This is a genomic window from Paenibacillus sedimenti (assembly GCF_014534655.1).
Classification (GTDB): domain Bacteria; phylum Bacillota; class Bacilli; order Paenibacillales; family NBRC-103111; genus Paenibacillus_E; species Paenibacillus_E sedimenti.
On the sequence record NZ_JACVVD010000019.1, the window covers coordinates 52137 to 74698 of the forward strand.

The window sequence follows — 22562 nt, forward strand, 5'->3', positions numbered from 1 at the left end:
TTCTCAGAATCTCCCTATCATAGCACGTACGTTCGCACAAGCCAATCCCACAAAAAAATTAAATTTGCGACTGCCCGTTGCACATGAAAAAAGACACCATTATGGTGTCTATTGCAAATAAGGTTTTCTCAAAAACCAGTCCTGGGTATTTCATTTGGACATAAATCATAAGCCTGCTTTGTCCCGATTCGGATCTCATACATCCGATCATGAGCTTGTTTCATGTTCTCCACAAAAGCTTGATAAGGACGGTAGCAAACATCGATTACGCCGATTTGGTAATTTTCCCCGTCGAATCGGCCAAGAACAGGCTGATCTGCAAGTTGAAAATAATGCACGCCAATGAGCTCGGGGATGGCAGCTGCTTGCTCCACAAAATATCTGTAGGCGAGCCCTCTCTCCTCTTGGGAGGCAACCGCCCTAATTCCATAAGCAAGAAGACCTGCATCCGCTGCACCGAAGTGAAATTCGCCGATCATGACCGGCTTTTTGAGATAATTGCTGATCTTTTCGATATGTTCCCGGTCCGGCTGCATTTGATAACAATTGATTGAAAATACATCGAACGATTCGCATCCCTCCAATATTTCCTCGCTGCCAATCCACGCATACCGCATTCCCAGGTTTAAGTGATGAGGATCCGCTTTTTTACAATATTGGGCAGGCACTTCCACGTAACGCCGTATTAAGATACGATTAAATGCCGCATAGTCCTCTTGGCGCACGCCCTCAACACGTCGAATCGAAGCTTTCTGCGAATCCAACAACTCATGAAAATATTTGAAATTCGCTCCCCATGCACCGTTTAACTCCTCGATACTCGTATACTTCTGTTCCAACCATTTCACAAACTCCACCTTACTATCAAAAGTGTGCGGATGCTCCAGCATAGCCTCTGTCAAATTTAAACCGTCAACAAAAGCCCAGTGCGGCTCATTACGCATAAAGTATCCGACGAGTCGCTGATCTTTGTTCAAAGGGACAAGCTGCCCGGCAAATTCTTGTGCATTTCTTTCGTACTCCGGGTTGAATACATCCGGAAAATCCCTATAAATCGTTTTTTCCGTAGACGGGAAGCCTTCCATCGGATACACGTAAGGCAAGCTGGAACGTTGAATAAATGCAGGCAGCGACCAGTTACCGATCGTATTGATCCCCCACTCCTTCAGATGGCATTCCGTCAGTTCCATCCAGGCTTCCAGCCAATTCTCCTCGAAAGCACGTATCAGATTGGCAACCAAGAAGTTGAATCCTCGTGAAGACCAGGCATCGCGATATTTGCCTTCTTGATCCGGAAGTTCCGGAAGCAAATGCTCCATCCCCGCAGTCCGCATATGGTCATAGGGCTGAACGCAGTCCATTCCTGCACTGAACAAAACATATCCCTCGGGATCGACGAACCACCAGCGTTCACCGTCATTTTCCGTCCGGAAATAACCGCTAGCCTCGAACTGCAAGCCCTTCCATCCGCCGAAGCGGCTGTAGTTCGGGCTAATATAGTGACTATTTCGACTACGCTCCATTTGTATTTTCAAATCTAATGATAGTTGTTCGATCGAGCCGGTTTTACCTGACCACTCTTTTCCGAGAAGTTGTCCCAACGCGTCAATATACGCCTCTTGTTTATATGTAAAATCCGGAGCTTCTTTTCTCAAATGCAACCCAGAGACCTCAAACGATCTGCTTTTGACTGACGGAATCGTTGAAATCGACAAGCTCTTAAGTCTAGTGCGGTCAACGGAACGATCGCCTCTGAGCACGGACTGCATCACGCCTGGATAACGATCCAGAAACAGTTTTTCACCATTTAATGCTTTCAAAGGAAGACATACTCTGGTTCTGATATTCGGCAGTAGTCCATAATGCACCGTCAGCTCCTTTCCTCCGGCATCGCCGAAGGAGAACATCACGACCAAGACATCGTGCGATTCATGGAATAAATCCGCAACCAAGTACTCGTTGTCCTTCCACATCCCCGGGTCATACGAAGCCAAGTCTTGTCCCACGCCGCCTCCCGATGCGGATGTTTCGATTCGGATATGCTCTTCCCCAACAATATGCAGCAGTGAATCCGGTCCGCATATAAATTTGTCCAATTCGATAACTGCACTCACGGCTTTCTTTCCCCCTTACTCTTTTACAGCTCCGACCACGATGCCTTTAATGAAAAATTTTTGCAAGAACGGATAAACGAGCATTATAGGCAGCGCTCCAATAAAGATTTGCGCCGATTTCACGGTACGCTGCGATAAGTTTTCCAAATCCTTTGGGTCGATGCTGATTTTGCTGAAGTCCTGCTGTACGACGATGGTCTGAAGGAAGGTCGCAAGCGGATATTTATCCGTATCCATCATATAAATTAACCCGTCGAACCAGGAGTTCCAATGAAATACTAGCGTAAACAGCGTAATCGTGACAAGCGCCGGCATCGAGATCGGCAAATGAATTTTGAAGAAGATCCGGATGATCCCGGCTCCGTCCATGGTTGCGGCTTCCTCCAATTCGGCGGGAATGGTTCGAAAAAAATTCATCAGCAGAATCATATTGTAAACGCTTAGCGCCGACGGCAGGACAAGAGCCCATATCGTATTGATCAAACCAAGATTGGTGATGAGAATGTAGTTTGGAACGAGCCCGCCGGAAAACAGCATCGTGAAAACGAAAAACCACATGTAAGCATTCCGGCTTTTAAACTCCAAATAAGTCTTCGATAAAGCGTACCCGGCAAATACAGTTACGGCCATACCGATCCCGGTTCCCAGGACCGTTCGATACACCGAATAAAACAGCGATTGAATAAAATTCGGGTTATTCACCGTCTTTAAGTAAGACTCCACCGTAAAGTCTACCGGCCATAAAGTGATCATGTTTGCGGTAGCTGCCGCTTTGCCGCTGAAGGAAACAGCGAGGACATGCATTAGAGGTAATATACAGAGCAGCGATATACCGATGAGAAATAGTTGATTCACAGCGTTAAACCATCGATATGCGGTCGTTTTATGGTACATGCTTTGCGTCTCCTCCTTTACTGCTAAAAAATCCGATAATTTGCGAATTTATAAGCTAACTTGTAAGAGATGATAATGAGAATGAAGCTGGTTACCGATTTGAACAACCCTACCGCCGTTGCAAAACTGAAATCGCCTTTCAGTATAGCCGACCGGTAAACGAAAGTATCGATGATGTCGCCCTTGTTATAAACCAGCGGGTTATACAGGTTGAAGATTTGATCAAACCCCGCATTCAACACATTCCCGAGCTGCAGCGTAGCGACAACGACTATAATCGGCATCATGGCTGGAAGCGTCACATGGATGGTTTGCTGCAATCTCGTCGCGCCGTCGACTTCAGCGGCTTCGTATAAAGAAGGATTCACAGCCGTTATAGCAGCCAGGTAGACGATCATGCTAAAACCGAACTCCTTCCAAATATCGCTCACAATCACAACAAAGCGGAACCAATCCCCGTCACCGAGAAAAAAAATAGGCTTCGTTCCGAACAAGGCCGTCAGCATCCGGTTCACAAGTCCGCCTTTGACAGAAAGCAGATCGAGCAAGATTCCCCCGAGAATGACCCATGACAAAAAGTGGGGCAAATACACCAAGGTTTGGATGCTCCGTTTAATCCCGTTTTTACGAACCTCATTCAGCAGCAAAGCAAACACGATCGGAACGAGTGTTCCGAAACCTATTTTCAAGACGGAAATGATCAGCGTATTCCATATGACCTGAACGGACTCTTCAAACATAAACAAAGCATGGAAATGCTTGAACCCGACCCATTCGGATTTCAAAAAACCGAGCCATGGCTTATAGTCCTGAAACGCCATCACAAGTCCCCCGATAGGAACATAGTGAAAGAGAACGGCGATCACAAGCGCCGGAAAAATCAACAAGTGAAGCGGCCACGTTCTATTCAGTCCCCGAACCCGCTTGGGCACCATTTTACCTGCAGATAGTTTGCTTAGAACGACTGCATTCCGAGTATTTTTCATCTATTTCTCCCCTTCCTGAATCCAGTCATTGTACTTTGGACTACTTCTGCTACTATTATACCAACGGGATCTCCCGGCACCTATGACACTGTCTTAACTTCTATGTCCCCTTTGATAACCTTTTACCCAAATTCAACCTTCAGGCGGTGAACTCATGGTAAAATATAAAATATTCCGCAATATGCTGATCATGCTGATCGTCCTGCTCATTCCAGCCACCCTGCTTTTTTCCTACTCCAACAAAGTCGGCGAGAATGTGCTCAGGGAAACGCTCGAAAACTCGGCAGCCAAGCAGTTGGAGTTTACGGTGCTTCAGCTGGAACAATCCTTAAGACAGCTCGAAACGCAAACGCTGCTTCTCGTGAACGATTCCAACATTAAAGCGTACTCCAGCTCTTGGGATTTTCTCGAGTATGTCGACCATTTATTAATGCGGAAAAATGTCGAGGAAAAGCTGATTCTTCAAAGCCAGGCGAATACTCTTGCTCATGATGTAAGCGTTTACTGGCCACAAATTAAAGAAGCCCTCTCCACCAAGGGAAGTCTTGCCTATCAAGACGTTGAACTGGCCGCTATGCCGAAGAACAAGTGGTTTATCCGCAAGGACGATCTAGATGCGCTATCCTTTCATTTGCTGTTCACGAACCCGTCTATTTATAAGGCGGATTTGAGCAATGTGACTGCCATCGTTGAAACTGCCATACCAGGCGATTATTTGAAATCCGTTCTTAAGGGCCTTGATGCGTCGGGGAACGGAACGTCTTTCCTTTACTTGTCCGATTCCACTACGATTGCGAATCAAACGATCAACAAGGACTTCCTAACGCTTTTGGAACATGAAGGTGCGCTTCAAGATAATACTGCCGGCGGACATCCCCATCTCTCCGTACTCAAAATGGATGGAACCGAATTCTTGGTGCAAACGATTCGTGTCCCTTCCTTGGGCGGTACGCTGGTCAGCTACATTCAATTGAATGAATTCTTGAGTCCCTTCAAAAAAGTTAACCGGCTCGTAAATACCAGCCTGATCTTACTCTTTGTTTCCGGCGTGGGCATGTCATACTTGCTGTATCGCCACTTTCGAATTCCATTCGGTTATATGGTCCGCAAAATCGAGAGCCTGGGTTCAGGCGATTACAACAGCAGAGCGGTCGTTAGAACAAACAACGAATTTGATTATTTATTTGCAAAATTTAATGAAATGGCGTCGCGTATCCAATCCCTGATTGAAAATGTGTATGAGGAGCGGGTTCGGACACGGGAAGCGGAATATAAGCATTTGCAGTCGCAGATCAATCCGCATTTTCTGTACAACTGCTTATTTTATATTGTGAGTATGGCTCATAAATCTCCTGATGCCGTCACTTCCATGGCCAAAAACTTGGCTCAATTTTATCGTTATATTACCCGCAAAGCAGGAACGGATTCCACGCTGGCTGACGAAATAAGCCTTATTGAAAGTTATCTCCAAGTTCAATCACTTCGAAATAAGCGGCTAACTTACGAGATAGATATTCTGCCATCGATGCTGGAATTGTCCGTTCCTACTCTGCTGCTTCAACCGTTAGTCGAGAATGCTGTCGTTCATGGTCTGGAGAGAAAAAGGGATTCAGGGATCATTCGGATTCAGGGATCATGGAGTGACGATGGGTATACCATTACCGTTGAAGATGATGGCGCAGGCATGCCTGAACCGAACATTCGGGAACTGACAGTCCAGGTGTACAGCCAGCGTAATTCGGATGAGATCGGCTGCGGTTTATGGAATATTCACCATCGCCTTATCAACCAATTCGGTCCGGATTCAGGTTTGAAATTCACAAACAACGTATGGGGCGGCTTCTGCGTGACCGTAAATATCCCATCGACTAGAAAGGAGGAATTTCCGTATGAATGTATTGCTGGTGGACGATGAGGAATATGTGCTGGATTATTTGCAGGAAAGTGTAGAATGGAACCAGTGCGGGATTGCGAAAGTATACCGGGCAAGCTCAGTTGATGAAGCGCTCGACATCGTCAAGAAATATCCGGTGCCTCTGCTGCTTACCGATATCCGGATGCCTGAAAAAAGCGGTCTGGATTTGCTGGAAACGCTCCATAGCCAATCCCCTGAGACAAAAGTGATAGTGCTCTCCGGCTATTCCGAATTTGAATACGCCAAAAAAGCGATACAACACGGCGCAGCCGACTATTTGTTAAAACCGGTCACAGGCGGCGAGGTTACCGCATGCATTCGAAAAGTAACGGACCGGATTCTTGCGGAGAACAAACGTTTGCAGGATGTTAATAAAGCTGAAGCAGTCATTCGATTAGGAAATACGCGTATGCGCGAGCATCTCCTGCTCGACCTGCTGCTTGGCAAATCCTTCGCTGAAGACGAATTGCGACGTCAAATGGATGCCTTGAGGTTGCCTTTGCATCCAATCGATGACTGCACGCTGCTGCTGATTCGATTGCAAATGTCTCCTATCGAGACGCGGGAAGATATCGAGCTCTTCACTTACGCCCTGCTTAACATGGCTGAAGAAATCTTTTTCCGGGAAATTCATGCCGGCTCCTCGCTATGGTGGTGTAAAGACTCCCATCAGTTTATAGCCCTTGTCCTTCCTGCGGATTCCTTGGGCGAAAGGAAGCTTTGGGAAGTACGAATTTCTGAGCTGCAGCAGGCTGCTAAAACCTTTTTGAAAAGAAATATATCCGTGTTGTTTACGGAGCGGTTTCCGCTTCGGACTCATGTAAACCGTTTTTATTTGCAAGCTTTGAATGATTTTTGGTGGCGGATCGGGATTCAAGACGGTGTTATTTTACATAATGGCTCTTTAAGCAGCAAACCGGAATATAAGCCTTTAGCGAAGCTTTATGAGGAGCCGTCTATCCTTCAATGCATGGAAGCGAACCGTTGGGAAGAAGTCGTGGAGAAGATCGGGATGATTCTGGAAGAGCTTGGCAAGCCTCCCTATCGTACGCAGTATCATATCGTTGAAGTTGTCAATTATTTGTATGCCTGTTTCACATTCATGGCTAATAAACAGGGCGATTCCTTGACAGATTTGATCGGAAACTTCTCACTAATCTCCAATCCGTATTATTTTCATTCCGGCGAACAGATCAGGGACTGGGTGCTGCCGCTAATTGATCAGTTCAGGCGTACCTTAACCGATACCACGTCCGGTCGAAGCCATATCATCCGGCAAATTCATGAATTTATTCAACTTCATCTTCATGAGGATGTATCCTTAACCAAAGTCGGCGAACACGTCTATTTGCACCCGGTGTATCTATCTCGGTTGTACAAAAAGGAAACCGGAGATAGCCTTTCCGCTTATATTACCCGGGTCAGAATGGAGAAAGCTGCGCGCTTGCTCACCCAAACGAATAAAAAAGTATCGGATATCGCTCAAGAAGTCGGCTATCAGAAAACACAATACTTCATCAAATTGTTTAAAGAGTATTATCACTGCACGCCGCAATCCTACAGGAATCCATAACTTTTTTACCCCATAGAGAAGGGAGCCTCACCCGAGGCCCCCTTTTACTCATTGATTGACGCTTTTGTACCAATCGTTCACTTCTTTTTCTATTTGATCCCCGCCTTTGCTTTTCCAATCCGCGACGAATGAATCAAATTTATCCAAAGGCTCTTTTCCATAAATGATTTTGGCGAAAGTTTCCAATTCCATCGTCTTCAGATTTTCGCCTTTGCTTCGCTGCGTCTCCGTTGGACTCCCTATGAACTCGGTTGGCGCATTGCTGTTTTTCAGTTGATAGTTCAACGCTCCTGCACGAATTTGCTCTTTATCGGCGACTGTAATTGCCTTTTGACCTGCTGTCTCCGGTTTGTTGCCTTGATAAATGTAATCCCAATCTTTCGAACCCTGAAACGGTATGGCAGGCGTATTCCAGAACAAGTTGTACTTGCCCGAAGTCGCAGCTTTTTCCAGCGGCTTCGGAAACTTTTTCGGATCGTAAACCGGCTCACCGTTTACCATCGCATAGTCATATCCCTCAAAGAAACCGTCCTTAAAGTCACCCGTACTGAATGGACTATCATATATTTTGTCCATATACAGGAAGAAGGCATCCATGTGCTTAAAATCTTTATTGAACATCATGACTTTGCCTTCGTTGATCAAACCGTTATATCGTGCTGTCTTGCCATCCGGTCCGACAGGCAGAGGATAGGCTCTGACAAGCGCGTTCGGATTGTTCTTCGTCACATCTCCGAGCGGCCAACCGTTCGCCCAGAACGGTGCAGCGATGATCCCCGATTTCCCCTGAATAAAGCTTTCCGTCGCTTTTATTTCGTCAAGAGCAGCTAATTCGGGATCCAGGTATCCTTTCCCATACCAATCGCGCATTTTGCCCAATGCGTCTTTGATGCCAGGTTGAATCGAGCCGTATTTCAACGTACCGTCGCTCGCCTTTTGCCAATGCGGACGATCTCCTGACATTGGAAGAAACTTTCCGGAGTAAGCGCCGAAGACAAAGCTCGCATCGGACATCCAGTTAGAGAAACCGTTTTTTGCCGCAAAGCTGAATCCGAACGTATCCTTCTTGCCGTTGCCATCCGGATCCTGGTTCGTAAAAGCATCCATCACCTTTTCGAACTCTTCGATCGTCGTAGGCGCTTTCAAATTTAATTGATCTAACCAATCCTGCCGGATCCACATGACAGGGTTCGTACCATCGCCACCACTGAATATGGGCAGCCCTAGCAGCTTACCATTCGCTTTTACCTGGTTGAGCGCGGACTTGTTGTCCGAATACAGCTTCTTCATCCGTTCCGAAGCGTACTTGTCAAAAGCTTGCTGTATATCCATGACTTTGCCCGATTGCATAAGATCGGCAATCAAATTCGGATCCTGCACGATAAACAAGTCGGGAAGCTGATTTTGTGTAGTCAGCGATAGCCTGATTTTCGTATGGTATGCCGCATTATCCGGCGTATCCCATAAGTCTTTGATCTCGATGCCCAACTTTTCTTTAGCCCATTTGTTATGTACATTGTCTTGAATGGTCTCGCCGTTGATGAACACGTAATCCGATCCGACCACTCGAGCCGTCGTGATCGTAACGGGCGGTTCAAACTTGCCGTTTACCGCTTTTTTGGCCGGTTCTTGTCCATTCGGCGTTGGCGAAGGCTGACTCCCCTCGTTGGAAGTGCAGCCCATTGCAACTGAACTCAACAGCATTAGACTTGTCATCATAGTAGCCCATTTGTTTCTCTTCATACTCTTCCCCTCTCTGCTCCATTTTCTTTCGACTTCATATTGTTATCGTAACAAAAGAAATTATTTCACGTATATGCCCAAAATTAAACAATCATGGCCTCATAATCAATAAATTGAGTTAATAACTGATTAAACTTGTCACGTTCTTCCCAGAAAGGTCCATGACCGCTATATTGAAACGGGACAAGCACTGAATTTCTTATTTTTTGTTTGAGTTCCTGTGCTTGGGTAAATGGGATCACCCTGTCATGAATGCCGTGAATGATTAAAGTAGGGACAACTATTTTGGGCAGATCGGCCATCAGGTTCTCATCTCTAAGCAGAATGATAATTGCTGCGGTTGACCAGCTTGCTGCCTGTAATCCCATTTGAAAAAACCAGTCTGAGAATGGTACGGTGATATACTGAAAGAAAAAAGTGTCCGTTACTCCCTGTAACATTTTAGGGCGGTCATTTAACGTTTCAGCAAGAAGTTTATTAGCCGTTTCTGTTGTAAAACCTGTAGGAGCTGCAGCGTCTATAAGGACAAGTTTCGATACTCCGTAACCATTGTATCGAGCCATGTAACGAATGGCTATCGCTCCACCCGTGGAGTGACCTGCAAGTGTGAAGTTGTTTAATTGAAGTGCAGCCACAACGGCGCGGATATCATCTGCCAAACGGTCAAAATTGTAGCCGCCTATTGGTTTATCAGAATGACCGAACCCCCTCCAGTCTATTCCTATACAGCGATATCCCATTGCCGGAAGAACATTAAACTGATATTCAAACTGTTTATGGCTTAACGGCCAACCATGGATAAACACGATCGTCTTGCTGCCCCCGGGGTTTATATCTTCCACAAATAAATTCACACCTGGTTCTACATCAACAAAGTATCCCACGTCGATACCTCCGTACTATTAAATGGTCTCAACAATAAGATACTCACCTAAGCAAATATTGGTGTTAGCCTATTTTTTTAGCAAAAATTCACAAAAAAAAGCCTGATTTCTCAAGCTTGTGTATTTGAAACATTTAAAATTCGATAAAGCTCATTAAGCTTGTGTATTTCATACGTTGGAACCATTTCAGTTTCATTGGGTATCATATCCGGGTTGAACCAACATGTGTCTAGTCCGGCTAGCTGTCCGCCTTTAATATCCGAGCTTAAAGAATCTCCGATAATTAATCCATGTTCCACAGAGAAATCAGGAATTCGTGCAAAGACATAATCAAAATATTCCTTCATCGGTTTTTGAAAGCCCGTGTCCTCCGAAACAAAAATATCTTTAAATAACGGATATAATCCTGAATCACGTAAGCGTTTATCCTGAGTCTTGGAAACACCATTAGTAACAATATATAAATCATATTTATTTTGCAGGTCCATGATCAATTCAAAAGCGCCATTAACATGCTGATGCCCCTCTTCTAAATAGCCTCGATATTTCTTTTCCAGTAAAGCTCCATCAACCTCTATGCCGTACTCCTTAAATAAAATTAAAAAGCGAGTATTTACGACCTCATTCTGATCTATTTTTCCTTCTTCAAAGGACCTCCAGAGACCTTGATTTATTTTTCTATAATCAGCTTCGATTTCAGTGGTTAAGGGAGTTTTTTGATCCTCGAAAAGCAAGCGCAACGCTAATTTCTCTGCTGCCCTAAAATCCAATAATGTATCATCTACATCAAATAATAAAGTTCGGTATTCTTTCATATCTCACGTCCACCGCCTAATTTAAATACAAAAATGCCGCCGGCTATGACCAGCACACCGATCAACTTGTTGAAAGTAAAAGGAACCTTATCCAGACCTAACCAACCTAATGAATCCAACAGTAAAGCAAAGCCGAGCTGTGCTGTCAGAACGATAGAAATGGCAAACGTAGGGCCAAGCAACCTAATTCCCTGTACCAGACAGATTACCACACCTACCCCGATCAAACCGCTGAACCAGTACCAGGGCTGCATATGTTGCAGGATAAATAAATGTTTCCCTTCATTGATTAGTCCGATCGTCAGCGAGGCTGCGAACCCCATACCTAATACTACGGAAGTTGTCGCCCAAGATCCCGCGCGTTCATTCACCTTACTGTTGAATATATTTTGCACACTGACCAGCGAACCTGCGATAAGTGCAAATAATAGTCCTAGAATCATCTTTTATTCTCCCGTTTGACCGATTTTATACGATTTATTCGTAGATATTATGACTCGCAAGCGCACTTAATCTCTCCCTGTCCTTAACAAGGATGAACCCTTTGTTACGCTCAATCAGACCCTCTGTACAAAACTGCCCTATAACCCGATTCAGATGTCTATAGCTGGTTCCAATTAAGTTCGCTGCATCCCTTAGATTGGCTGACCTCAGTTGCCCGTTAAATAGAGAATCTGATTCATCAAAGCAGACGGACAACAGATAACTTGCCAATCGGACTTCCACCGGATACATCAAATTAAAGCTCAAAGAATTCGACTTGACGTAAAACTTCTGTGTTATGATTTCCAGTAAAAATTGCAGCAATGGTGCGTAATCTTTGCCGTATTTTTTCAACCAGCGATGATGAACACCGATCATGGAGACAGTCGATACGGCCTCAACCGTATTGAGAATATCAGTTCCTCGTACGTATTCAATATCCCCGACCAACTCAAGCGGTGTCTTAAAAGAGAGAATGAGTGATTTACCTTCCGCCGAGGTGGTGTAGATTTTAATTTTCCCCTTAACAAGCACGTACAGATACTGTGGAGATTCTCCTTGAGAACAGATAAGTTCCCCTTGCTCAAAGCTATATAGCGATAAATGCGGTATTAATTGTTCATTAAAGATGGATTCCATTCGATAAGCCTGCAAATAATGATTCAGTTGCTCACGATCATTTATTTCTTTCATTATTCGGTTTCACCTCCATCATAACATGACACATTCTGGCATAATTGTACAATCAAAACCTTAGAAGCACCACACCGGCTATCATCATCCCGATGCCGATGAACTGCGGCAGCTTCATCTTCTGCTTCACCACGCCGAACCATCCGTTACTATCGATTAAAAAGGTCAGACTGAGCTGTGAAATTAGCAGAGCAGATATCGTAAGGGTAACACCGATCTGCTGAATGGCCGTGACATTGCTGAAAATAATAACTGCCCCAAAGGCGCCGCCAAGCAGGTATATCGGTTTCACTTGCTTAAACCCTTGCCAATTCCTGTCTCGGACGAACAGAAGGATAAGCAAAGCCATCACGAATCCGGTTAACTGGGTGATCGTCGCCGCCTGCCAAGTGCCAATATCTTGACTAATGCGAGAATTGGCTACTCCTTGCAAGGTAATAAAGGCCCCGCCAAAAAACGCAAATAAACTCCCTCTCATTTATCTCTCTCCTCGATTGCTTTATGTCCATTATTAAATGATAAATCGAGGTTATGGGAAAGGACATATGTCCTCAATTTATTGAATCAAAAAGGAGGCGATTTCTCGCCCCCTTTCCTTAGGTCAATCTGTTTTTAATCCGCTCAAAAATGTTGCTGTTTCTTACCCTGTAAACGCCAAAAATAACCGATCCCATGACTGCCGCCGCGGCTGCTGTCGATGCAATGATCATTGTTTTATTTACCTGACGCATTACGAACACCTCCACAGTTTTTTGAGCGAACAATGTATAGTGTACCTTAGAAATTGAATAATAATTCAAGTCTGAACCATTGGCCCAAGCTTCGAACGTCACAAATTGCGATATTATTATTAATCAGGGAATACTCTCTCCACTATCTTATTGAACTCATTCAAATACATACTTAAATCACCATGCTCTTCCACTTCTTGAGAATAAAAACGAAGGCAATTGACAAAGTTAGGATTTGCACTTACATATATCCTTTTGATATAAGTTGGCATATATTTTTCCGCATCCCGGCCTATTGCTTCGAGCGATCTTGTAGGCATATTTCTACTTTGACTTATCCAATCAACCCGGTTTATCATGTCAGGTTTCTCGAAATAACTGGTAGCTCCTTTTTTATCAACACGATGAAATATTTTCTCCTGCGAAGCTTTTAATGTAGGGTTAAGTTCATTTGGGACAAAAGCTATGTAACAGTTCTCTTTTGTAAAAAATACATAGGTCGACTGGATGCCTGGATACTGAGATAATATGCTTTCCGCGATCTCCGGATGAAACGCTAACGTTGTTGATAAATGATCGTTTTCCAATCCCAAGGTATGTAAACCATCATCTTTAGTACCCTCGTTAATACCCCGATAATTAGACCAATTAGGTGTCATTATATGCGGACGATCTTTAACCGGATTGCTGCCTGTACAACCTGTCAATATCAATAAGATACAAGTCTCAGCTACATAAAAGCATTTAATGAGATATTTCATTGCGATCATCCGAAGAATCCTCCAATTAATAGAAAATCTACAGATTAGGATGAATCACAATCAGAAAATTTATCCTGTTTTTTTGATATATCTATACTCGAAGCACTTTTACCACCAGCCGTTTTACCATCCCAATAAAATGAGGTTTCGTCCATGATGGAGATACGAAAATCGTGTACATCCCTAACCGGTTTCCACCCCATAAATCAGTAATAATGCCATTGCCGATTACAGCTGTCTCGTTTCTACGGGTACCAAGTATATTCAAAGCGTTAATAAATGCTTTCTTCTTCGGTTTACCCGCTTCGAACAAAGCTGGAATTTCATTAATCAGCACGTTTTCTTGCGTCGGTGGTTTACTGTTCGAAACAATAATCAATTTAATCGCATATCGGGACTGAAAGTTTTTCAGCCATGTTATCAGTGCATCCGATACAGACTCAGCATTCTTCTTCATTAATGTATTATTCCAATCAAGTATTATCCCTTTAATTCCTGCCCGCTGCAGCGCATCTCCATCTATTTCATAAATGGAGTGAGCAATTTGGGAAGGTTTAAAAATAGGCATAACATCCTCCATTGCCGCGTTATTTTTAGTCAGATGATATATTTGTTCCACTTACCATTTTACGTCATCTTGTTATCTTCATCTTGTCGTTTTCTCATGACGTTATTCACCAAGTTTTGTGTAGCGTCTTGGGTGGATTCAGTCACATTTTCTATGGCGTTCTGTACATAATTCGTTGCTGATTGAACTCCGTTTTTAAAAATATGCGTCTTGTTTGAAAGAAGACTTTTCGGGAGTCTAGTTCTATCGGACATCGTACATACCTCCAATTTTTGATCATGCTATTCGGTGTCAGTATCAGCAGCGGCATCGAAGACGCTAGCCTTCGGCACCTGAGTCATATCTTCCTTTTGTTGCACCCAATACCCGATGTTGCGGTACCAGTCCTGAAAAGAAGCGTCCAATTGCTGCTCACGGTTGCGATCCTCGTTAACATCTGAATCAACTTCTAGCTCTTTTCCGAGAATCCCATCCTCGCCAATCCCTTCATTACGATTCCATTTTCGATCGATATTATCAAATGTCTTCTTCACGTTGAATTTTCCTCCAAAACGTTCTAAACCTGTACGTTCATATAAATTAATTTGCTTGGATATGGATGAATTTATTCAAACTTTAGGAAATGACGAGAAACAGAAAAGGGAAAGCTTAAAAAGCTCTCCCTCTTCTGCCTAACTTAATGATTCTTCATTGCCAACTCGACGATCATCACAATAAGTACGAGTAGCTGTATGAGGGTATCATCTTTCATCTTCATACAGTTGAACCTCCTTTATCAGGATGGCTCGTCGTCAAGGCTTCCCTCTCCCATGAGGGGTTATTAAATACCTATGCGGTCACAAGCTTAATAATACTTAAACTAGTGTTAGAACAGTTAGCTCCGGACGACACATAAACCGAATTGGACGTACCGATACTCCGATACCCCGGTTTGTATATAAGGCAAAAGACTTGTCTTTCCCAACCTGGTAAAGTCCGCATGGATATTTGACGCCATAAGGAACCGAAGCCAGCGGGCCGATAAGCGGGAGCCTCACTTGACCGCCGTGGCTATGTCCTGAGAGTTGCAAATGGATGGATTCTAAGACAGCGACATCGGCAAAATCAGGTGCGTGGGAGAGTAATAGCACCCATTCTTCTTTTTTCACCATGTTCATAGCTGCCTTTAGATCTGGAGTACCCTCCCACATGTCTTCGACCCCAGCGATCCAAATGGATTGATTTCCTTGCTGTACCCTACTCCCACTATTCCGTAGGCAGCGGAACCCACCGGCCTCTAGAACGGCCGCTACTGCACTAGCATCCCCGTAGTAATCATGATTGCCTAGCACGGCATAACAGCCATATTTCGCTCTTATCGTATTTAATACGCTACTAATCTCTTTATTATGGGAACCGAGAGCATAATCGACCAGATCGCCAGTAAAGCATACGATATCCGGTTGTTCTGCCTGAATCTTCTCTGCTACGCTCATTAACTGCTTGATATCGAAATGGAATCCAAAATGAAGATCACTGAAATGCACGATACGAAGTCCCTTGAATGCTTCCGGCAGTGTGGGAAACGTCAACGATATTCTCTCCACCTGTAACCAGCCGGGTTCTACCAAAGTGGCATACCCGTAACTCAAAGGCGGTATCGATAGTAAACCACCCATCCAGAGAGCGCTTTTCTTTAAAAAACTACGGCGACTAATATTCTTCTTGTTCGACATATCACTATCATATATCAAAAAGTTAAAGGTTACTATTTTGTTTCTTGATCCAAAAAGTATTAATATATGCCGTCTTAAATCCAGACTTTTCCATATTACCATGACTAATCGTACCGAATTCCACATCCGTATAAACGGTCTTGATTCCAAGTTTGGCAGCTTCAGAAAGCCTATGCCTCAGTAACGCCAGTTGACAGCCTCTACCCCGAAAAGATTCGAATGTAAAGTCATTTGCTATATAACCTTCTTGATCTTTCAGAAAAAGTGACCCCATAGCCGCAGGCCTCCCGTCGATCCTGAGCATATAATTTAAGAAAATAGGACTGTAAAAATAGGCTTTAATCCGCTCGATCATTTCCTTGTTGAGCTCCACGCCATCCTTTGATCGTACGATCCATCGAATAAATTCTTCGGCATTCCGCTCAGTTACACGTTCGATTTGAAACGCAGATGTTGACTCCAACTCACTCGTTGGATCGGTAAACATAAAAACAAGTTGCTCGACGGGGGATAAATCCCTTTTCGCTTAGTGCGCGAGTTACATCTTCTGTCATATGGTTAGGAGTCATATCAAAGCAAGGAGAGCTATTATTGTAATAGCTAAGCAGATTATCCAGATTTGAAAGATCTTGAGGACCGAATCCTTTGATACGATTATAATAAATCGATGCCGGATCCGTCTGATCCCGAAGCAAAATGGAGTCTCCTATTTGTAAGACTTCGAATTGCCGTTCCACAGGAACCATAGATCGGCTAGCATTCAGCTTGGTAAGCTCGATTTCGATTTTCTCAATTTGTTCTACGTAATATAAAGGTTTTTTTTCATTCACGAAGAAGAATTCTCCTTTTTATGAAATCATCCATGAATCGTATTCATGGATTGTCTTTGCACTCGATATCTTTAACCATGCTTGACGTGCTGAAGCATCTGTACGAAAATTTGTTCGATATGTTCGTCATCCAGTGAGTAATAAACGGTCTTGCCTACTTTGCGCCGCTTGACGATTCTAAGATTGCGTAAATATCTCAATTGATGGGAGACTGCCGATTGGCCCATCTCCAAGACCTGAACAATATCGTGTACGCAAAGCTCAGTATTCAACAAAGTATGAATAATTTTCAACCTGGTCGGATCTCCAAGTGCCTTGAATATTTCTGCGAGTTCCGAGACAGCTTGCTCTGATATCATTTGTTCCTTTAATACTTCTTCCATAATAGCTCTCACTTTCCGACGATAAAAATTACGATTTACTGATTATTATACCAGAAATCGTATTAATCGGACCGATTAAAAAATGTAGGTGACAACTCTGAAGAAACAGGGAATGATAAATGCTTGTTCTTCGGATTTTTATTGCCATACATAATAATCTGGAATATAATACATATGAATAAATGATCATATATAGTTTTGGAGGTATACAGCATGTCAAAATACAGTCATTCTCATGATGATCATTCCCATGATCACCATGGCCACACTCATCGTCACGGTCACCATCATGAACACGGTCACCATCATGGACACAACCATGGACACGGGCACTCCCATGCTCCCAATAACAAAAAGGGTCTAACTATCGCACTTATTATTACAAGCGGAATTATGTTCTTAGAGTTTTTTGGTGGATTAATTACAAATAGTCTAGCTCTTCTATCAGACTCTGGACACATGTTAAGTGATGCCGCGTCCTTGGCATTAAGTCTAGTTGCTATGTGGTTCGCCACTAGACCGGCAACTCCGCGGAAATCGTATGGGAATTACCGATTTGAAATACTTGCAGCCCTATTTAACGGAGTTACTTTGTTTATTATTTCCGGATTTATCATCAAAGAAGCTTATGGACGTTTTGTCGCTCCGCCTACTGTGTCGAGTGGTTCCATGATCTTGATTGCTGCAGTCGGATTGCTCGCAAACCTTCTTAGTGCTTGGGCGCTAATGAAGCAAAGTGATGTTAAAGAAAACATCAATGTGCGGAGTGCATATTTACATGTAATCGGTGACGCCTTGGGCTCTGTTGGCGCTATCTTTGCCGGATTACTGATGTTCTTCTTTGACTGGTACATTGCTGATCCAATTATTAGCGTTATTGTTGCGCTTCTTATTTTGAAAGGCGCCTGGGGGGTTATCCGCCATGCAGTTCATATCTTAATGGAAGGTACACCAGTAACCATTGAATTAGATCGGGTTAAAAAAACGTTAGAAAGCATCGAAGGTGTCATCAATGTGCACGATCTTCATATTTGGACAATTACATCCGGTCTTGATTCCTTGAGTTGTCATATGCTGATCGAGGATTCCAGGGACAGTCAAGAAATATTACAAAAAGCAATCCATGAAATGGAGAGCAAATTTCAAATTCAGCATACAACCATACAAGTGGAGAAATCGAATTTACAACATGCAGAGTGCAAGGTATAGAAATGATGAAATTCAAAGCCGTTCAATGTAAACTTTTTCGAAATATCGTCCACTTTGTATGCTTCACAGTAAACTGCTTTACTCTTCTATAACCTTTTGAATAATAATAACGAGGCAAAACAGGATGTAATGTTTGCGTCGTCAAGAAAGCTGAATAAATGCCTTGTTGTTTCAACCTAGTTTCTGCAAATCGAAGCAGCTTGCCTCCCCATCCTGACTTTTGATATCGAGGTATAACAGCCAACGAACCAATCTCCCAGAATTTCTTTCTTTTTTTAATAGCCACAACACCAATGATTACTTTATTGGCTTGAAGAACGAAGTATCTATGTTGTTTCATCAAATACTGAAGACGTTGGCTTGATATTGTTGACGCCGGAAAATAAAAACCTCTTCTCTTATTTTGTTTATGAGCTGCATGTAATACGGCTATGATATGAAATATATCTCTTTTGTTTGCTCTACGTATTTCATACAAATATAAACACCGCCTTTTACACCACAATATGTAGCATAGTTAAGCGATGTTTGGACGAAATATATGATGTCATATAAACTCTATTTCAAGATAACTACGAAAGACCCGGCCCCCGACCGAGTCTTTCGTTCAAACCTACCGCTTCAGTCTGTTATACCCCTTATCCCCGTAAGGTTGGAGCTTTTCGAGCCATAGATCGAGCAGTGCATCCACCTCTTCCCGATACTTTTTCAAATCAGACACGACGGTAACGAATTCTTCGCGCGGCTTGATCCGGTCCAGTTCCTCAAAGACGAAACAATCTCTGCCGTATTCATTCCAATCTTGCTTCAATTCGATGATCGCATTCATGTTCGTCTGTTTCATGAAGGCCAGCCGGTTTCTGGCGCCATCGAGGTCCATGCTGCTGTCCACGTATATTTTTCCGTTCTCTATATTCCGGATCTGATAAACGCCCATCGCCCGAAACGTTTGTTTGTACTCCGCGGCGAGTTCTTTCTTTTTCTGCTTGTCGAGTGCCACGATTATTCCTCCTAACTCTTCATTAATACCCCATATCCTTTAAAATTCTCGATAAAGTTCTCAATCGTTCTCCAATAAGCTCATCATCATCACTCAGAGCTTGACTGAACAGTTTTATATCCTCATTAATCCGTTCGTTATCCGTACATACAGCCACAGTCATTGCATCCCCTTGTAAACCAACTCTGTCAATAACAGGATTCTGGGGATCATATAATTGTTCGTATCTATAGGCCTCTTGAAAATGAAGCCTTGCTCTGCAAACAAGAATCGCCAGATCAATCACTCGATGAAGAGGTAACTCTTCAGACTGTCTCGACCATTTTTCTCCAGTGTATCTCCATACTTTAGCTGATATATCGACCTTCCCTCTGTCGTTCCACTGAGCCAATCCTAATGAAAGGCCCTTGGCATCTGAGTTCTTTGCGTATCTGCCGTCCACATTTTCGTAGTTTTCTGAAACAATAACTGGCTTATGTTTTAAAGTCGTTGGTATTTTCATTGTAATCCTCCGTTGATTATTAATTTATAGTTTATATTTTAGTAAATTACTAATTTACTGATTTGACGATTGAATAATATCATTCTTCAGATTTGAAGTCAATATGAAGCATTCGAACGGTTTGCTTTATGATGAACAAGAGGAATTAGGAGCAGTGCACCGACGATAAGCAAACCACCGCTCACCGCGTATACCGTGGAAAGTGAGATTGCATCCTTCAAAAATCCTGATAATGCCATGCCTACAACCATCATCCCCATAAAAATCGGTGTGATAGCTCCTCCTACCCGACCCATAAACTCACCTTCCGTATTTTTCATAATCAGTGTTTGGATGCCAACATGAATGCATGGATAAAATAATCCAGAAATGATCTGAAGCGCAATACTCACCCATGTAATCGTTGAAGCTCCAACTGTGATTGTACATATTGCGGACACAAGTAAGCCCATCATAAGCAAAATTTGCGGTTTTACCTTCTTCGCTATCCCCATAATCAAAGCTCCACCTACGAGCATAGCCGTACCATTGGCCATAAGCAGCCATTGCAGGAACTGTTTGCCCTGACCTAATTTCTCAATCGTAACGAAAAGGATGAGCGGTTGGATCAAACCGGCTGCCAGTCCTGTAGTTGCGAACGCAAAACTTAACGTTCTTAGCGAGTGATTGGTCCATAAAAATCGAAGACCGGCGTTAAGATCCCTCATAAAACTCTTGCTCTCCGCATGTTTCGGCTCATTCAAATCTGCGGGCAGAAGCGTTAATACAAAAGCTGACCCAAAGAACAAAATTCCTGTCAAGATGAGAGAAAACTCAACTCCATACTGCAAATAAATAAAAGTACCGATTATCGGGCCAATGACCATAAATACGGCCACCAATGACTGCGACATCGCCATAACGCCTTGCAAAAATTCTGATGGCACATGCATCTTATAGAGTTTCATCGCGGATGGCTGGGAAAACTGGGATAAACTAGCTGAAACAAATGTGCCTAATAATAAGGCATACCATGATCCGTTCATTAATAATATCAGGACCATGAATACAGTTGCGGCAGATAACAGGTCACACCATACCATCGTTCGCTTTGGCTTCCACCGATCGGCTAATGTTCCCCCAATAATCGCAAATAAAAAAATAGGTGCAGTCTCTACAATGGCAATGATTGATACATATTGCGGATCATTATTCGTCAAATCAGTAACATATAGAAGTATGGCAAAATTTCTTATCCAAATGCCAAGCTGTAAGAGCACTCGGGAAAGGATTATCGTTCGAACATAGCGATTAGTGAGCATTGATTTTCATTCCCTTCTTCTTATTTTGGTTTTTTCGAAAAGCACTTCAAATTCTTTATAGTCGTCTGTATTTTCATCGTTATCCTCCATTATTTTATTTACTAATTTACTAAATTACTAAATTACTGAATCGACGATTAAATATTATCATGATGTTTATTTTTAAGTCAAGAGGCAAGGAACCGTAAAATAAAAAAAAGCCCACGAATAGCGGGCTTTCATTCGACTAACTTCTTATGCCAGGACTCTCCATTTATTTTTCTTTAGTCCCGAATCTTTTGACAGATCTAATGCGGGCACGTTCGATTTCGACCTCACGATTACGTGGATCAGCATTCGTAACTAATGAATCTAATAGTTTCTTAGCCACACCCGCCACTTCATGGATAGCGTTATTAAAGGCTGCCTCATTCGCTTTCGATGGTAAATTAAATCCCGATAGCTTTCTTACGAACTGGAGTGCGGCTGCCTGAATTTCTTCGTCGGTAGCTGGAGGATCGAAGTTGAATAATGTCTTGATATTTCGGCACATAGCTTTCTCCCTTTCATGTCTCTTCATTGTCACATTAAGAATACAGCTTAAACCTCGTCACTATTATCAACTACAATTGGACTCAAGTCCAGCTGAATACAACAAATCCGCCGCGATAACCAAACATAAAACAGGACAGCCCTCCCCTCAATGGAGTAACTGTCCCTACACTCTCAGGTTCAATGACAAAGCTCTATCTCTGGAATTCCATCGCTTGATTCTTGAGTAACGACATTTTGCCCGTTAGCTCTCACCTTCGTATAATACTCATATTGTCCGATAACACCATAATCGCCTTGCATAACGCCTGGATAAGCCCGATTAACAGAATAGATCTGGCTTCGATGAGCTTGAAGCGCCCGCCCCTTTGCTTCGCGATGCTGAATAATGTTCACTTTCCCGGTAATCGGAACTGCACCGGATGGCGCTGAGTCTGAACAATAATCATAGTAGTGGGGAATCGATGCGAAAAAAAAGGAACAAAACTGGGATTGCTCCAGCTTCTTCTCAGATTCAAGCACAGCTTGTTCTGTAGCTCGGGATATCGCGATGTGATCACGATGTCCGGTAACTCCGTTGGGAGGAAACGTTACGATGACGTGCGGCATCAGCTGTAGGATATAGATCTCAATTTTTTCAGCCATTTCGTCTATGTCTTGGTTGGCTAAGCTTCCATCCGGATAACGGAGCAGATATAAGTCGGATACGCCTAAAACACTGCATGCCTGTAACAACTCCTGCTCCCGGAGAGAGGCGAGTTCTTGCTTACAGTTTACTTGATATTCGCCTGATTTTCCCCCGCAACCGGAAGTTGCGCAGATCAAATAGATATCGTGACCGACATCCCGATATTTCGCCATTGTGCCTGCGCAAGCGAAAGACTCGTCATCGGGATGGGCAAAAACGAACAACAGTCTTTTTTTCATAGGA

General features: G+C 43.3%; 27 protein-coding genes. 3 read left to right on the top strand and 24 right to left on the bottom strand.

The genetic code is table 11. The features are described from left to right. Window positions 1-128: 128 nt before the first annotated feature. From ICC18_RS34650 to ICC18_RS30580, 3 genes are read right to left on the bottom strand one after another with little or no spacing between them, the layout of a single operon-like run. Window positions 129-2114: a beta-galactosidase gene (locus tag ICC18_RS34650; protein WP_188178202.1), complete on the bottom strand. Its 1986-nt coding sequence runs from the start codon at window positions 2112-2114 to the stop codon at window positions 129-131. Window positions 2115-2129: 15 nt separating this feature from the next. Beyond that, window positions 2130-3008, bottom strand: coding sequence for a carbohydrate ABC transporter permease (locus ICC18_RS30575; RefSeq protein ID WP_188178203.1), 879 nt, complete (start codon window positions 3006-3008; stop codon window positions 2130-2132). 23 nt (window positions 3009-3031) lie between these two features. Then, window positions 3032-3943: an ABC transporter permease gene (locus ICC18_RS30580; RefSeq protein ID WP_223193020.1), complete on the bottom strand. Its 912-nt coding sequence runs from the start codon at window positions 3941-3943 to the stop codon at window positions 3032-3034. A gap of 205 nt (window positions 3944-4148) precedes the next feature. Between ICC18_RS30580 and ICC18_RS30585 the strand changes: the two genes are divergently transcribed. Together ICC18_RS30585 and ICC18_RS30590 are read left to right on the top strand one after the other, a co-directional pair. Further along, window positions 4149-5909 carry a sensor histidine kinase gene (locus ICC18_RS30585; protein WP_188178205.1) on the top strand — a complete coding sequence of 587 codons (1761 nt, stop codon included), beginning with the start codon at window positions 4149-4151 and terminating at the stop codon, window positions 5907-5909. Next, window positions 5884-7482, top strand: a complete 1599-nt coding sequence (locus ICC18_RS30590) for a response regulator (RefSeq protein ID WP_188178206.1) — start codon at window positions 5884-5886, stop codon at window positions 7480-7482. Before ICC18_RS30585 ends, ICC18_RS30590 begins: the two co-directional genes overlap by 26 nt. 48 nt (window positions 7483-7530) lie before the next feature. Here the strand turns inward: ICC18_RS30590 and ICC18_RS30595 are convergent, their stop codons facing one another. The 15 genes from ICC18_RS30595 to ICC18_RS30660 all read right to left on the bottom strand — a co-directional run bounded on the left by ICC18_RS30595 (window position 7531) and on the right by ICC18_RS30660 (window position 17088). Next, window positions 7531-9225, bottom strand: coding sequence for an extracellular solute-binding protein (locus ICC18_RS30595; protein ID WP_188178207.1), 1695 nt, complete (start codon window positions 9223-9225; stop codon window positions 7531-7533). 83 nt (window positions 9226-9308) lie between these two features. Beyond that, window positions 9309-10109: an alpha/beta fold hydrolase gene (locus ICC18_RS30600; protein WP_188178208.1), complete on the bottom strand. Its 801-nt coding sequence runs from the start codon at window positions 10107-10109 to the stop codon at window positions 9309-9311. A gap of 110 nt (window positions 10110-10219) precedes the next feature. Continuing rightward, window positions 10220-10924, bottom strand: coding sequence for a YjjG family noncanonical pyrimidine nucleotidase (locus ICC18_RS30605; protein ID WP_188178209.1), 705 nt, complete (start codon window positions 10922-10924; stop codon window positions 10220-10222). Further along, window positions 10921-11367 (bottom strand): DMT family transporter, encoded by a 447-nt coding sequence (locus ICC18_RS30610; protein WP_188178210.1) that lies wholly within the window; start codon window positions 11365-11367, stop codon window positions 10921-10923. Before ICC18_RS30610 ends, ICC18_RS30605 begins: the two co-directional genes overlap by 4 nt. Before the next feature lie 34 nt (window positions 11368-11401). Then, complete coding sequence (locus ICC18_RS30615) at window positions 11402-12100, bottom strand: Crp/Fnr family transcriptional regulator (RefSeq protein WP_188178211.1); 699 nt, start codon at window positions 12098-12100, stop codon at window positions 11402-11404. Between the two features lie 52 nt (window positions 12101-12152). Continuing rightward, window positions 12153-12578: a DMT family transporter gene (locus tag ICC18_RS30620; protein WP_188178212.1), complete on the bottom strand. Its 426-nt coding sequence runs from the start codon at window positions 12576-12578 to the stop codon at window positions 12153-12155. 118 nt (window positions 12579-12696) lie between these two features. Beyond that, complete coding sequence (locus ICC18_RS34440) at window positions 12697-12831, bottom strand: hypothetical protein (RefSeq protein WP_262495913.1); 135 nt, start codon at window positions 12829-12831, stop codon at window positions 12697-12699. Between the two features lie 119 nt (window positions 12832-12950). Next, complete coding sequence (locus ICC18_RS30625) at window positions 12951-13601, bottom strand: hypothetical protein (protein WP_188178213.1); 651 nt, start codon at window positions 13599-13601, stop codon at window positions 12951-12953. Window positions 13602-13683: 82 nt separating this feature from the next. Continuing rightward, entirely contained in the window at window positions 13684-14160 is a 477-nt protein-coding gene (locus ICC18_RS30630; RefSeq protein WP_188178214.1) for a YqeG family HAD IIIA-type phosphatase, read from the bottom strand. 59 nt (window positions 14161-14219) lie between these two features. Next, a complete protein-coding gene (locus ICC18_RS30635) occupies window positions 14220-14414 on the bottom strand; it encodes a hypothetical protein (protein WP_188178215.1) in 195 nt (64 codons plus the stop codon). 27 nt (window positions 14415-14441) lie between these two features. Further along, the gene (locus tag ICC18_RS30640; protein ID WP_223193014.1) at window positions 14442-14693 is read right to left on the bottom strand and encodes a hypothetical protein; all 252 of its coding nucleotides are present in this window, start codon (window positions 14691-14693) and stop codon (window positions 14442-14444) included. Window positions 14694-15014: 321 nt separating this feature from the next. After that, window positions 15015-15731, bottom strand: coding sequence for a metallophosphoesterase (locus tag ICC18_RS30645; RefSeq protein ID WP_223193015.1), 717 nt, complete (start codon window positions 15729-15731; stop codon window positions 15015-15017). 166 nt (window positions 15732-15897) lie between these two features. Then, a complete protein-coding gene (locus tag ICC18_RS30650; RefSeq protein ID WP_188178217.1) occupies window positions 15898-16362 on the bottom strand; it encodes a GNAT family N-acetyltransferase in 465 nt (154 codons plus the stop codon). Further along, complete coding sequence (locus ICC18_RS30655) at window positions 16340-16705, bottom strand: hypothetical protein (RefSeq protein WP_188178218.1); 366 nt, start codon at window positions 16703-16705, stop codon at window positions 16340-16342. The genes ICC18_RS30650 and ICC18_RS30655 overlap by 23 nt, the downstream gene beginning before the upstream one ends. Window positions 16706-16776: 71 nt before the next feature. Further along, complete coding sequence (locus ICC18_RS30660; RefSeq protein ID WP_188178219.1) at window positions 16777-17088, bottom strand: ArsR/SmtB family transcription factor; 312 nt, start codon at window positions 17086-17088, stop codon at window positions 16777-16779. 213 nt (window positions 17089-17301) lie between these two features. Between ICC18_RS30660 and ICC18_RS30665 the strand changes: the two genes are divergently transcribed. Further along, window positions 17302-18297 (top strand): cation diffusion facilitator family transporter, encoded by a 996-nt coding sequence (locus ICC18_RS30665; RefSeq protein WP_188178220.1) that lies wholly within the window; start codon window positions 17302-17304, stop codon window positions 18295-18297. Between the two features lie 22 nt (window positions 18298-18319). On the opposite strand, the gene ICC18_RS30670 is transcribed toward ICC18_RS30665, so the two are convergent. The 6 genes from ICC18_RS30670 to ICC18_RS30695 all read right to left on the bottom strand — a co-directional run bounded on the left by ICC18_RS30670 (window position 18320) and on the right by ICC18_RS30695 (window position 22558). Then, complete coding sequence (locus tag ICC18_RS30670; protein ID WP_188178221.1) at window positions 18320-18775, bottom strand: GNAT family N-acetyltransferase; 456 nt, start codon at window positions 18773-18775, stop codon at window positions 18320-18322. Between the two features lie 135 nt (window positions 18776-18910). Continuing rightward, entirely contained in the window at window positions 18911-19297 is a 387-nt protein-coding gene (locus tag ICC18_RS30675; protein ID WP_188178222.1) for a GIY-YIG nuclease family protein, read from the bottom strand. 22 nt (window positions 19298-19319) lie between these two features. Beyond that, complete coding sequence (locus ICC18_RS30680; protein ID WP_188178223.1) at window positions 19320-19799, bottom strand: DUF6530 family protein; 480 nt, start codon at window positions 19797-19799, stop codon at window positions 19320-19322. 98 nt (window positions 19800-19897) lie between these two features. After that, the gene (locus ICC18_RS30685) at window positions 19898-21100 is read right to left on the bottom strand and encodes an MFS transporter (protein WP_188178224.1); all 1203 of its coding nucleotides are present in this window, start codon (window positions 21098-21100) and stop codon (window positions 19898-19900) included. A gap of 253 nt (window positions 21101-21353) precedes the next feature. Continuing rightward, window positions 21354-21632 carry a DUF2277 domain-containing protein gene (locus tag ICC18_RS30690; protein WP_188178225.1) on the bottom strand — a complete coding sequence of 93 codons (279 nt, stop codon included), beginning with the start codon at window positions 21630-21632 and terminating at the stop codon, window positions 21354-21356. A gap of 179 nt (window positions 21633-21811) precedes the next feature. Further along, window positions 21812-22558, bottom strand: coding sequence for a PIG-L deacetylase family protein (locus ICC18_RS30695; protein ID WP_188178226.1), 747 nt, complete (start codon window positions 22556-22558; stop codon window positions 21812-21814). Between the last annotated feature and the right edge of the window lie 4 nt (window positions 22559-22562).